Source organism: Capnocytophaga bilenii (assembly GCF_017565765.1).
GTDB classification, from domain to species: Bacteria; Bacteroidota; Bacteroidia; order Flavobacteriales; family Flavobacteriaceae; genus Capnocytophaga; species Capnocytophaga bilenii.
This window is the reverse complement of the sequence record NZ_JAGDYP010000001.1, coordinates 97,066-108,928: the sequence shown is the minus strand read 5'-3', so window position 1 is coordinate 108,928 and position 11,863 is coordinate 97,066. Positions and strand designations below refer to the sequence as shown.

General features: G+C 37.2%; 13 protein-coding genes. 4 read left to right on the top strand and 9 right to left on the bottom strand.

The genetic code is table 11. The annotated features are described in order from the left end of the window. Positions 1 to 10: 10 nt before the first annotated feature. From J4N46_RS00635 to J4N46_RS00605, 7 genes are all read right to left on the bottom strand, one after another. Positions 11 to 790 (bottom strand): formylglycine-generating enzyme family protein, encoded by a 780-nt coding sequence (locus J4N46_RS00635; RefSeq protein ID WP_208057460.1) that lies wholly within the window; start codon positions 788 to 790, stop codon positions 11 to 13. Positions 791 to 800: 10 nt separating this feature from the next. Then, the gene (gene recN, locus J4N46_RS00630) at positions 801 to 2,459 is read right to left on the bottom strand and encodes a DNA repair protein RecN (protein ID WP_208057459.1); all 1,659 of its coding nucleotides are present in this window, start codon (positions 2,457 to 2,459) and stop codon (positions 801 to 803) included. Between the two features lie 14 nt (positions 2,460 to 2,473). After that, the gene (gene porD / locus J4N46_RS00625; RefSeq protein WP_208057458.1) at positions 2,474 to 3,355 is read right to left on the bottom strand and encodes a type IX secretion system protein PorD; all 882 of its coding nucleotides are present in this window, start codon (positions 3,353 to 3,355) and stop codon (positions 2,474 to 2,476) included. Between the two features lie 31 nt (positions 3,356 to 3,386). After that, positions 3,387 to 4,511 (bottom strand): 3,4-dihydroxy-2-butanone-4-phosphate synthase, encoded by a 1,125-nt coding sequence (gene ribB / locus J4N46_RS00620; protein ID WP_208057457.1) that lies wholly within the window; start codon positions 4,509 to 4,511, stop codon positions 3,387 to 3,389. 34 nt (positions 4,512 to 4,545) lie between these two features. Beyond that, entirely contained in the window at positions 4,546 to 5,094 is a 549-nt protein-coding gene (locus J4N46_RS00615; RefSeq protein WP_009751228.1) for a hypothetical protein, read from the bottom strand. Next, complete coding sequence (locus J4N46_RS00610; RefSeq protein WP_208057456.1) at positions 5,094 to 6,647, bottom strand: helicase HerA-like domain-containing protein; 1,554 nt, start codon at positions 6,645 to 6,647, stop codon at positions 5,094 to 5,096. Before J4N46_RS00610 ends, J4N46_RS00615 begins: the two co-directional genes overlap by 1 nt. A gap of 165 nt (positions 6,648 to 6,812) precedes the next feature. Next, positions 6,813 to 6,956 (bottom strand): hypothetical protein, encoded by a 144-nt coding sequence (locus J4N46_RS00605; protein ID WP_208057455.1) that lies wholly within the window; start codon positions 6,954 to 6,956, stop codon positions 6,813 to 6,815. A 44-nt stretch (positions 6,957 to 7,000) separates the two neighbouring features. On the opposite strand from J4N46_RS00605, the gene J4N46_RS00600 reads away from it, so the two are divergent. The 3 genes from J4N46_RS00600 to moaCB are packed head-to-tail and all read left to right on the top strand — an operon-like array spanning position 7,001 to position 9,431. Then, complete coding sequence (locus J4N46_RS00600; RefSeq protein ID WP_208057454.1) at positions 7,001 to 8,068, top strand: ThiF family adenylyltransferase; 1,068 nt, start codon at positions 7,001 to 7,003, stop codon at positions 8,066 to 8,068. Positions 8,069 to 8,079: 11 nt separating this feature from the next. Next, a complete protein-coding gene (locus J4N46_RS00595) occupies positions 8,080 to 8,514 on the top strand; it encodes a molybdenum cofactor biosynthesis protein MoaE (RefSeq protein WP_208057453.1) in 435 nt (144 codons plus the stop codon). Between the two features lie 11 nt (positions 8,515 to 8,525). Next, entirely contained in the window at positions 8,526 to 9,431 is a 906-nt protein-coding gene (gene moaCB / locus J4N46_RS00590) for a bifunctional molybdenum cofactor biosynthesis protein MoaC/MoaB (protein ID WP_208057452.1), read from the top strand. Between the two features lie 206 nt (positions 9,432 to 9,637). Here moaCB and J4N46_RS00585 read toward each other — a convergent pair whose 3' ends face one another. Beyond that, on the bottom strand, positions 9,638 to 9,871 hold the full coding sequence (locus J4N46_RS00585) for a MoaD/ThiS family protein (RefSeq protein WP_208057451.1): 234 nt from the start codon (positions 9,869 to 9,871) through the stop codon (positions 9,638 to 9,640). 180 nt (positions 9,872 to 10,051) lie between these two features. Between J4N46_RS00585 and J4N46_RS00580 the strand changes: the two genes are divergently transcribed. Continuing rightward, the gene (locus J4N46_RS00580; protein WP_009751235.1) at positions 10,052 to 10,804 is read left to right on the top strand and encodes a DUF4369 domain-containing protein; all 753 of its coding nucleotides are present in this window, start codon (positions 10,052 to 10,054) and stop codon (positions 10,802 to 10,804) included. On the opposite strand, the gene J4N46_RS00575 is transcribed toward J4N46_RS00580, so the two are convergent. After that, entirely contained in the window at positions 10,801 to 11,757 is a 957-nt protein-coding gene (locus J4N46_RS00575) for an acyltransferase family protein (protein ID WP_009751236.1), read from the bottom strand. The genes J4N46_RS00580 and J4N46_RS00575 overlap by 4 nt on opposite strands. Between the last annotated feature and the right edge of the window lie 106 nt (positions 11,758 to 11,863).

The window sequence follows — 11,863 nt, the reverse complement described above, 5'->3', positions numbered from 1 at the left end:
ATTACCTCAATTATTTACTACTTGCGCACCTAAAACCTAAATTGATACTTGTATAGTTCGCTTTTAGGCTACCGCGAAGTGAATATCGCATAAACGCTCCATAGTTAGTAAGGTCGGTAGCGTTTAAAGCACCCCCTCCGCAAAATAAACTATCATCACCAAAGTTATCTTTACGTCCTTCACCCGAAAAGAATACACTGTTAAAGTCTGATACCCACTCCCATACCAGTCCGTGCATATCATACACCCCCCAATAATTTTTAGGAGTACTGCCCACCTTGTTTAGGTAAGTTTTAGGGGTTTGTAGCCATAAGCTAATAAACTCCTGATAACTTTTTTCTTTGCGAGCATCTATCAGTGTGGCATTAGCTTGTGCTACGTATTCCCATTCGTCCATTGTAGGTAAACGTTTGCCTTGGCACTCGCAGTACTTTTTAGCAGCAAACCAAGAAATATTAGTAACAGGAGCTTCAGCATCAAGTGTTCCAAAGTCTATATCTCCTTTCCATTGCGAAAGGTAACTTTTTTCTGCAAAAATACCTTTGAGGCGAGACCGTCTATACTCAGGATATTTTTCTAAGAATTGCTTATACTGAGCATTTGTAACGGGGTAAATATCTATCTTAAAAGATTTTAAGCTTATGCGTTTGGTAGTTTTATCACGATCTTTAATGCCGTACAGCGGCAAGTAACTTCCACCTTTGATAGTTGCCATAGGGGTAGGCTGCTGCCCCCAGAGTATGCTGCCACTACTCAGTAGTAAAATAAATATTAAGAGGTGTTGTTTCATTGCTTCTGTATCAACCTTTTCTGAGTAGTTCTATTGCGTGATTGCGTGCCGAAGCTCCACTATTTTTGCCTTCCAGCATTTCCGATAGTTCTACGATGCGTTCCTCTTCGCTTAAGAGTTTTAGATGGGTAGTAGTCTTACCTTTCACATCATCTTTAAATACTTTGTAGTGGTAAGCTCCTTTTGCTGCCACCTGTGGCAAGTGTGTAATTGCAAATACTTGTCGGTTTTGGCTCATAGTTTTCATTATATCACCCATTTTTTGTGATATTTCGCCCGATACTCCTGTGTCTATTTCGTCAAACATTATTGTAGGCAATGCTGTATGCGCTGCCATTATAGCTTTTACAGCCAGCATAATACGCGAAAGTTCCCCTCCAGAGGCTACTTTCTTTAGCGGGCCAAAGTCACCGCCTTTGTTTGCCGAGAATAAAAACGTAAGCTCATCATTACCATTACCGAAGAAATTGCTACTTGTAGTGAGTTGTATGTTAAATTTACCGTTGGGCATTCCCAGCTCGTGCATATATTCAGTAAGTTTTTTATCTAAAGCAGGCAATACCTTGCTTCGGTTTTTGTGTAGCTGAGTTGCTTTCTTCAGGGTAGCTTCTTGTTGTTCAGCTACTGCTTTTTGTTGTTCACTTAAGTCTAAATCAGCAGTTTCTGTTTTAGATACGGCTTCTTCTAATTCTTTGCGTATGGCAATAAGCTCCTCAATGGTTTGTACCCTATGTTTCTTTTGTAGGGCGTATATTTTGTTTAGCTGTCGTGATATATGTTCTAAATTTTCAGGGTCGGTTTCTATGTTCTCATCTATATCTATAATTTCGCTATTTATATCTTCTAAATCTAAGAAAGCCGATTCTATGCGGTCGTAGAGTTCCCTATATTGCTGTTTGTATTCGGTAAGCCCAGCAAATATACGCCTCAAGTCGCGTAAATTGTTTAGCACTCCTATTGTTTCATCGTTTAGCAGTTGCAAGCTCTCTTCCACAGTAGCCTTGATGTCCTCTACATTTGATGCTTCTTCATAACTTTCTTCCAATTCTTCCAATATACCGGGCTCTAATGTTACCGATTTAAACTCCTTTAGCTGATGTACATTGTAATCGTATTCTTTTTTGGCATTTTTCTGAAACTCAATGAGCTCTTCCAATTTTTTTTGTTCTTTTTTCAGTTGTTTGTACAATTGTGCATAGTCAGTAAGTAGCTGGTAATTATCAGCCATTGCATCTATAATTTCAAACTGAAATGAAGTGTCGCTTAAGGCAAGCGTTTGGTGTTGCGAATGTATATCTACTAAGGCTTGCCCTAATTGTGAAAGTACATCTAAGGTTACGGGCGAATCATTCACAAAAGCACGTGATTTTCCCGAAGGGAGTATCTCGCGCCTTATAATGGTTTGAGGGTCGTACTCGAGTTCTAAAGAGTCGTAAAGTGACTGAAAATTGTATTTATCTACACTAAACTCGGCTTCTATTACACATTTTTCTTCCTTATTGTGCAATGCCGACATATCGGCTCTTTTTCCTAAAATAAGCGATAGTGCATCAAGCATAATCGATTTACCCGACCCCGTTTCTCCTGTGATAATAATAAATCCCTCCCCAAAATTAACTTTTAAGTCATCTATTAGGGCGTAGTTTTTTATAGATAAAGCTGTAAGCATATACTTTTCTTAGTTTATTTTATTTTGTTCCACTTGGTTACTTGTGCTGGTGATAGTTTAAATACTGCCTCTTTTAGCTTTTTGGTATCTACCATAGCTCCTGAAGAGAAAATAGCTGTAATTTCATCGGTCTTTGCATTGAAAAATGCAATCATAGCATATGAATTAAGCCGTAAACTGGGGATTTGTGTGAGCAAATCTACAGCAGCAGCTACCTCTTCTTTGGCTTGTTTCTCATTACTACTCATTATATCCAAGCCTAAGCGGTGATAATCGTAATAAGCCTTGTGGTAAAGGTCGTAGTTTTCCGATATAAGTTCGTTTATGAGCAAAAAACGATTGCTCTTGCCGTTGTCTTCCCAACCTCCATTGTTGTTGGTACGTGCTATGTTGGCTATTTGTTGTGCTTTTATAAAATACGGTTTCCCTCCTTGCAAGGCAAAAGTATCTGCATCAGTACCCAAAAGCATGTATACATAATAAGCTATTATTGAAGTAAGGTTAGACTCAAAGGTATTTTCTGAAAATGTAAGCGGAGCAAACTCCTGATAATCAAAATCTACTTCCTTATCTTGTAGATTGAATATAGGCGTTTGGTAATTGCTGTTATACACAGGGCGTGATGACTGTACTAAAAGTGTTGCCTGATAATGATTGCCTTCCACTTTGTTGATTACCAAAGTAAAATTACAACGAATGCGCTCATTTTCCTCTACTTTCAGCTCTGTCCAACGCGTCTGATTGATAAACTCGTGCAATGACTTTTCTAAGGTTTTAAATACCGAACGATTGCTTTGGTTTACCTGCTGTGTATTAACTGTTACAATGGCATTCAGCTCTTGCGCAGTAGCAAGAGCTGTAGCCAATAATGATAAAATTAATGTAATCTTTCTCAATTAAATAATTAAATTTAATAAGTAAATATTATTAATAAGGAATTTCCTCTGTAATTTCCAATCCGTAACCCGACATACCTACGTAATTAGAAGCGTTTTTAGAATTGGTGAGCAATCGCAGTTTCCTGATGCCTAAATCGTTTAGTATTTGTGCACCCATTCCTATGTCCTTAGTATCTTTGTCGGTTTTAGGAAGTGTATGCCCTTTCTGTTGTTCTTTCATTTCGGTAATTCGCTGTAATAAATTTTGCGAATAGCCTTCTTTATTGATAACGATTACCGCTCCTTTACCTTCTTCGCTTATTTTCTTAAAAATACGCTCTAAGGGGTTATCTTTATCACCTGCTAATACTTCTAGTATATCATTGCTGATGAATGATGAATGTACCCTTGTGAGCACAGGTTCTTCAGCCTTCCAAGACCCTTTAGTAAAAGCTAAGTGTATTTGGTGATTTGTAGTTTGTTCGTATGCACGCAAACGAAATTCGCCATAAGGTGTTTGCAAAGCAAAATCCTCTTTTTTAATTACCAAAGTATCTTTGCGCATACGGTAGGCAATCAGGTCTTCTATTGATATAATTTTAAGGTCAAATTTCTTAGCAACTTCTATCAGTTGTGGCAAGCGTGCCATAGTGCCGTCTTCGTTTAGTATTTCTACCAATATACCTGCAGGCTGTAATCCTGCAATACGAGTAAGGTCTATAGCTGCTTCGGTGTGCCCTGTACGGCGCAATACCCCTCCTTCTTTAGCACGCAAAGGGAATATGTGCCCCGGTCTACCCAAGTCAAAAGGCTTGGTATCAGGATTTACTAATGCTTTTATGGTTTTGGCACGGTCAAAAGCTGAAATACCTGTAGTGCACCCTTGCCCTTTTAAATCTACAGATACTGTAAACTGTGTTTCGTGCAATACCGTGTTGTTTTGTACCATCATAGGTAAGTCCAGTTCGGCACAGCGTTTTTCAGTAAGCGGGGCACATACCAGCCCGCGCCCGTGTGTAATCATAAAGTTAATCATTTCGGGAGTAACTTTTTCTGCCGCAGCTATAAAGTCTCCTTCATTTTCACGATCTTCGTCATCTACTACGATAACTACTTTCCCTTTTTTAATATCTTCAACAGCTTCTTCTATGCTGTTTAGTTTAAAAGTGTTCATTTATTTTTAAAATTTATAGGGTAACGATTGTTACTTAAAAGTTTAGCGTTATTCTTGTGATTACAGCACTCTCTTCAATGTCGTTTTCGCTCACACTGTCGCTGAGCCCAAAGTTAGTACTTTTCAATGCTGTTTTATCAAAAGTAAAATAGTAGTTTTTGCCCTTAGGAGTTACAATAATACTGCTGATAGAGGGCTCTATCTCTATATCGGGATATTTTTCTTTTACGTCTTTAAAGGTACTTTTTAGTGAAATTCCCTTTTCAGTAACGTATAAAGGTGATAAAACAAAGATTGATTCTACCAATTTTTCGTTCTTTTCATCTATTTTGGGAGTAATTTCTAATAATTCATTACCCTCTTTGTTGTATATTGTAATGCGTTCGGTACTTGCATAGCGCAATTCTCCTTCCAAATTAGAATTTACAATTGAATCTTTTGCAAAAATAGAATCTAATTTCTGTATAGGAGTATTTTTTTCTATACCACCTACACTATTATTCGTAATTAAAAATTCATTTTTGCTATTATTACAAGCTATAATACCTAAAAGTGTAATAGCAGTGATGATGTACTTTTTCATTATTTTTTCATTATTTTATTTAATATACCAAAAACACCTCTTATGAAAGTAGCACTTGTAACCATTTTTATAATACTATTGGTAGTGCTATTGGTAGTTGTTTTTTTGGCAGTACTTGTTTTTCCTTTGCTTGTGGTATTTGTTTTTTCGGTTTCTTTGCTTTGTGTAGCTTCTTTTTGTTTTTCTTCTTCTTGGTGCACCTCATCTATTTTTTTGTTGAGGATTTCATAAGCACTTTCGCGGTCTATGGTTTCGTTGTATTTGCGTACCAAAGCTGAGTTGTTTACAAGAGCGTCTATTTCTTCATCGGTAAGGATATCGAGTTTGCTCATTGGGGCACGCATCATTGTAGCTGCCAAGGGGGTAGGAACTCCTTTTTCGTTTAAAGCAGTAATAAGAGCTTCGCCCGTACCCAATGTTGTTAGTGCGTCTACCGTATCGAAATAGTCAGACAAGGGGTAGTTTTCGGCGATGAGCTTAATGGCTTTACGGTCTTTGGCTGTAAAGGCACGCAAGGCGTGTTGTACCTTCATACCCAGCTGTGAAAGTACGCCATCGGGTATGTCGGTAGGGTTTTGAGTACAAAAGATAAGCCCAACACCTTTAGAACGTATCAGTTTTACGATGTTTTCTAATTGGTTTAGCAATGTTTTTGATGCCTCGTTGAATATTAAGTGAGCTTCGTCTATAAAAATTACTAATTTAGGCTTAGCCATATCGCCTACTTCGGGGAAAGTGGTATATATTTCACCTAATAAACTGAGCATAAAGGTAGAAAACAGCTTTGGGCGGTCTTGTATATCTGTCAGGCGAATGATATTTACGTAACCTTCACCTTGTTCGTTGGTGCGCATTAGGTCTTGTGGGTCAAAACTCAGCTCACCAAAGAACTGATCTCCTCCTTGATGTTCCAATTCGGTTATTTTGCGTAAAATAGCACTTGTAGAGGTTTTGGCTACCGAGCCGTATTCTTTTTCAAAAGAAGCTTTTCCCTCATCGGTAGCGTATTGAAGTACCTTTTTTAGGTCTTTAAGGTCTAACAAGGGTAGAGAATGGTCATCGCAGTATTTAAATACAACGGCTAAAACTCCTTCTTGCACATCGCTAAGGTCTAAGATACGCGATAAGAGAACAGCTCCAAATTCAGATATTGTAGCGCGCAAGCGAACGCCTTTTTGTTTTGAAATAGTAAGCAGTTCGGTAGGAAAGGCTTGAGGCTGGAAGTCGAGCCCTATTTTGCGAAGACGTTCCAAAATAAAGGGTTTTACCTCACCAGCAGCCCCGATGCCGCTAAGGTCTCCTTTGATGTCCATTAACAATACAGGCACTCCTTTTTTTGAGAGATGCTCAGCCATTACTTGTAAGGTTTTTGTTTTACCAGTACCTGTAGCTCCTGCTATTAGTCCGTGCCTATTGAGCGTTTTTAAAGGAATATTCACGAATACATTCTGAAGAGGTTGCCCTTCATAAACAGCACTTCCTAGGGTAATATAGTCCCCCTTGAAAGTATATCCGTTGTGTATTGTTTCTTTAAAAGCGTCTAATTTATTCATTTTTTGTGATTTTAGAATTTAAGTAGTGTTATAAATTACTCCCATTGAGCGGGCAAAGGTAGTAAAAAAATAGAAATAAACAAAGAGATAGCATAAAAAAAATATGATATGAATATATTGGTTTGTCGGCTGCACCAGCTCACTGACTTTTGTCATATCTTCCCCTTATCCTTCGTCACATACTCGGCTGCGCCAGCTCGCCGACTTTCCTTCGCTTATCCTTCGCTCATCCTTCGCTGAAGGTTCGCTGGGAAGAATTATGAATTGATAAATAGAAAAAATAATCATTAGGTATTGATAATTAAACATTATTTTATATCTTTGCACTTGAAATTTAATAAAGAGATTGTTAAGTGGATTATACACGACAAATACAGCTTTTTGGAGCTGATAATCAGGAACTTTTATCAAATGCAAGCGTGCTGGTGGTAGGTATAGGAGGATTGGGCTGCCCTGTATTGCAGCTGCTCTCTTCAATGGGAGTGGGGAAGCTGGGAATGGTTGATTTTGATAGGGTAGAGGCACACAACTTGCACCGTCAGTTTCTTTTTGATAAGGCTTCGGTAGGCTTACTGAAAACTGAAGCTGCTGTGGCTCGCCTGAAAGCGCGTAATGATAGTATTCAATATTTTACCTATCCTTATACACTTACTAATGCTAACGTATTTGCTACAATTTCTCCTTACGATATAGTAGTAGATTGTACTGATAATTTTGCGGTTCGTTACTTATTATCTGACGCTTGTGCTATTGCTAAAAAGCCTTTAGTATATGGGGCACTTTACCAATATGAAGGTCAGGTGAGTGTGTTTAATGTTCCTAAAAATGGTTATACTACCACTTATCGCGATGTGTTTCCTACTGCCCCTCAGCCCGAGGAAATCCCTACTTGCAATCAGGCGGGGGTACTGCCAACTATATCGTCATTTATAGCACATTTGCAAGCCAATGAGGTAATAAAACTCCTTACCCATTCTGATGAGATACTAATACATACTCTTTTAATTGTAAATACTAAAAATTATCAACTTACAAAAATACAATATATGGCAACTGAACAACAAAATGTACCGAAAACTGTAGAAGAGGTGCAAAACTGCGATTACCCATCTTTTTGTCATCAAGGTATAGACGAAGACATTGATACTGTGAGCGGTTTAGAACGCTTTTTGGCTGATGAAAATGCTATCTTGGTAGATGTACGCGAAGCCGATGAGCAACCTAAGATAAAAAAGTACAAAGTATTGGAAATTCCATTATCTACCTTACCTGATGAGTGGGAACAGCTGAAAGATTACCCTAAAATTTGCTTTGTGTGCGTGGCTGGCGTTAGAAGCAAAAAAGCACTTAAATTTATGCAACACTTTTTCCCTGAAAAGGAACTTAAAAGTTTTACAAAAGGCTTTTCACCATTAGTGTAATAATAAGAAATATGAAGATAAAAAATATATTTAAACAAGGAGCTATACAAGCAACTGCTGTAGCTGATAGTATTGCTAAGCACCAAGTGAAAACTGAAATTGGCGGACATAGTATTTTTTTAGGACAAGTGCGTGCCGATGTAATTGACGGCAAGACGGTAAGTGCTATAGAATTTACTGCTTACGAAGAAATGGCAAACCAAAAAGCTGCTGAAATACGTGAAGAAATTATTGTAAAATACGGTTTATCGTGTGCGCATATTCATCATTCATTGGGTGTAATTGCTGCTGGTGAAGTATGTTTTTTTGTTTTCACTTCAGCCCCACATCGCAAAGCTGCCATTCAGGCTTGTGATGAAATGGTAGATCGCATCAAAAACGAAGTGCCTATCTTTGGGAAAGAACTTTTTGAAGATGGTAGCCATCAGTGGAAAGAAAATAATTAAACATTAAAATAGTGGTAAATATAACTCATAAAAGTAATACGCTGCGCAAAGCTATCGCAACCGCAGTAGTGGCAGTAAGTAGCGAGGCTACAATTACTGCAATTAATAACAATCAAGTGCCTAAAGGTAACGTGTTTGAAATGAGCAAAACAGCAGGGCTATTTGCTGCTAAACGCACAAGTGATATGATTCCTGATTGCCACCCGTTACCTATAGAATATACGCATATTAGTTTTGAGGTAAAAGAATTAGAAATACACATTTTTGTAGAAGTACATACTATTTACAAAACAGGGGTGGAAGTAGAGGCTATGCACGCTGCTTCGGTAGTAGCTCTTACACTTTACGATATGCTAAAACCTATTGATAAGGGTATTGAAATACGCAATATTCGCTTGGTAGAGAAAAAAGGAGGTAAAACTGACTATAAAGAAGCTACTGAAGGACTTACTGCTGCAGTAATAGTATGTTCTGATACTATTGCAGCGGGTAAAAAAGAAGACAAAGCTGGGAAAGCGATTATAGCCCACTTAGAACGCTATGCTGTTCCTGCTACTTATACCATTATTCCTGATGAAGTAGCTGATATACAAAACCATATAAAACAAGCTGTAAACAAAAACACCTCGTTGGTACTTATTACGGGAGGTACAGGCTTATCGCCTCGCGATGTTACTCCGGAAGCGGTTCGCCCTCTGTTGGATAGAGAAATTGAAGGTATTGCCGAAACTATTCGCAGTTACGGGCAAGATCGCACCCCTTATTCTATGCTTTCGCGCAGTGTAGCGGGTACCATAGGTAATAGCTTGGTAATTGCCTTGCCAGGTTCTACCAAAGGTGCTACCGAATCTATGGATGCTGTTTTTCCTGCTGTATTTCACATCTTTAAGATGCTAAAAGGGGGAAGACATGATTAGTGGTTAGTGGTGAATGATGAAAAGTAAGAAAGTTGCTATAATAGTATTATTTGTGCTTATGGTTGTATTAGTAGGGTACAATATTATATACAGCGATAGCTTGTTGCGTAGAGCAATGTGGGGTGTATTGGGATTACTTTACGCTACATCTTTGGTTCTAAGCTTTATAAATAATGCAAAAAAAGAGAAAGAAAAATAAGCATTCTCTATCCTCCAGAATAAGGTGGTAGTAGTGCCAATGAAGCATTGACGGGTATAATAGTATCATCATTAGCTTTTTGGTTATTTACTACCACAAGGTAGGTCATTGTAGCAAGGGTAGGAAAAGTATTATGTAGCTGGGCTTTTAGCTCGGCTACTGTTTTTTTATCAAAAGAAGTACTGTAGGTATCGGTACCGAAAAGCTCGGTAAGCTTACCAAAGATTTTAATTTGTACCATTGTTTCTATGTGTTATTAATTGTAAGTAATACAAGTGGGTGCAAATATACAAAAATTATTTATAGATAGATAGGATTGATTATATATAATGTATTTTTTACAGATTGAATGTTATAAAAACTTGTTAATATGATTTTTTTTATTACTTTTGCCACATCAAATTAATTTTACTATACCTTTATGAAAAAAGTTTTTATAGCCATAACAGCTTTATTTTTAATTAGTTGTAATGATACAGAAGAGAAGGATACAATGACAGTGGAGGGTGATATCAATGGGCTAAAAATAGGGACTATCTATTTGCAGAAGTACATAAAAGATAAGCTCGTAAATATAGACTCGGTAGTGGCAAATGGCAGTGGCAAATTTAGCTTTAAACAGCCTTTAAAGACACCTGAAGTTTTTTACCTTTACTTAGACCTTCACAAACAAGCAGGCACTGACCTTGGTGATAGATTGATGTTCTTTGGTGAGCCTAAGAAAATTACAATTAATAGCTCGTATGATATGTTGGAGGTAAAGGCGAGGGTAAGTGGTTCTGAATCACAAAAACAATACGCTGAATACTCTAAAGTGATGCGCCAGTTTTCTAATAGAAATGCTGAATTATTAGAAAAACAAGTGAATGCTTTTAAAGCAGGGAAGATGAAGCTGGTAGATTCACTAAATACAGTATCTGAAAAGAATAACTTTCGCAGACATTTATTTGTACTGAACTACGCACTTACCCACCCCGATTCGTATATAACACCTTATGTGGTATTAGTAGATGCACCTAATACAAGGGTAAAATACTTAGATTCTATTTACAACAAACTTTCAAAAGAGGTAGCTGCTTCTACCTATGGCAAGGAATTTAAAACCTTTATAGAGGTATCACGAAAAAGAGAAATGAATAGGGAAAAAGAAAAAGAAAACGAGAATGCTAACTAAAAGCGTCCGTAAAGAATACGGCGCAAGGGTTTGATACGACGAATGAGCAATTCGGTAAGTACGCAACCTAAAATAGCTAAAGCTGTAAATACAATTACATTGATATAGAAATTATCACCTATATATTTTGTAATGTATTGTTTTAAAAAGCGAAAATAATAGTGTGTAACATATATTTCTAACGAGATACCTCCTAAATAGACAAGGCATCGCTTTAAGAGGCTGTTACGTTGGGTTATCCATTCCCAAAACACATAGGAAGCAAAAGTACCTGATAGTGCTAAACAATAGAGACGGAGTGCATAAAATAGATTTTCTGCGGGATCTATAGTAATGAAGAGTAAGGTAGGGAAAATGATCAAACTGCACCAGCCTGCAGGGCGTATCACTTTTATAGCAATGGGTTCGTATTTATGTAGTACATAACCTATTGTAAAGTAAAGGAGATACCAACATAAATCTGAAAGTCCGTAAAAAGGAATAGGAGCACCTAAAATGCGATGAATGAAAATAAGGATACTCCATAACCCTATAAGTACAAACACTTCGCGTTGTTTGTTGACTTTAATAGCAAGATATAGTAACACACATTGCCAGAACAACAACCATAAGAACCACATTCCCTTAGCAGGGTTCTTTAGCAGAATGAGAAGTTTTTCTATTACTATATTGGGATAAATAATTTCTTTGTGGAAGGCGAGTGAGATAAAAAACCAAACAAAAAAAGGGATTACCAGCACTTGAAAACGTTTAAATAAGTTTATTTCACCACGATTGTTATAACACACATAGCCTGATAGGAACATAAATAAGGGCATATGAAAAGCGTAGATAGTTACATAAAAAGGATTGGAACGGTCATCACCTGAGAACCATTGCGAGGCGTGCCCCATTACTACTAAGATAATAGTAAATCCTTTAAGTACATCAATAAGAAGATTACGTTGTTTCATTGTTTTAAAAAATAATAAATATTGTATTACTTTACAAAAGTATTAAAAAATACTGAACCTACAAAAAGGAATGTAAAGATAATAGGTAGTAAAACTAAAATAATGA

Excerpts from the sequence above, each read along its gene's own strand:
- J4N46_RS00635 (WP_208057460.1), bottom strand. The coding sequence starts at position 790 with ATGAAACAACACCTCTTAATATTTATTTTACTACTGAGTAGTGGCAGC.
- J4N46_RS00605 (WP_208057455.1), bottom strand. The coding sequence starts at position 6,956 with ATGTTTAATTATCAATACCTAATGATTATTTTTTCTATTTATCAATTC.
- J4N46_RS00595 (WP_208057453.1), top strand. The coding sequence starts at position 8,080 with ATGAAGATAAAAAATATATTTAAACAAGGAGCTATACAAGCAACTGCT.
- J4N46_RS00585 (WP_208057451.1), bottom strand. The coding sequence starts at position 9,871 with ATGGTACAAATTAAAATCTTTGGTAAGCTTACCGAGCTTTTCGGTACC.
- J4N46_RS00580 (WP_009751235.1), top strand. The coding sequence starts at position 10,052 with ATGAAAAAAGTTTTTATAGCCATAACAGCTTTATTTTTAATTAGTTGT.
- J4N46_RS00615 (WP_009751228.1), bottom strand. The coding sequence starts at position 5,094 with ATGAAAAAGTACATCATCACTGCTATTACACTTTTAGGTATTATAGCT.
- ribB (WP_208057457.1), bottom strand. The coding sequence starts at position 4,511 with ATGAACACTTTTAAACTAAACAGCATAGAAGAAGCTGTTGAAGATATT.
- J4N46_RS00610 (WP_208057456.1), bottom strand. The coding sequence starts at position 6,647 with ATGAATAAATTAGACGCTTTTAAAGAAACAATACACAACGGATATACT.
- recN (WP_208057459.1), bottom strand. The coding sequence starts at position 2,459 with ATGCTTACAGCTTTATCTATAAAAAACTACGCCCTAATAGATGACTTA.
- J4N46_RS00575 (WP_009751236.1), bottom strand. The coding sequence starts at position 11,757 with ATGAAACAACGTAATCTTCTTATTGATGTACTTAAAGGATTTACTATT.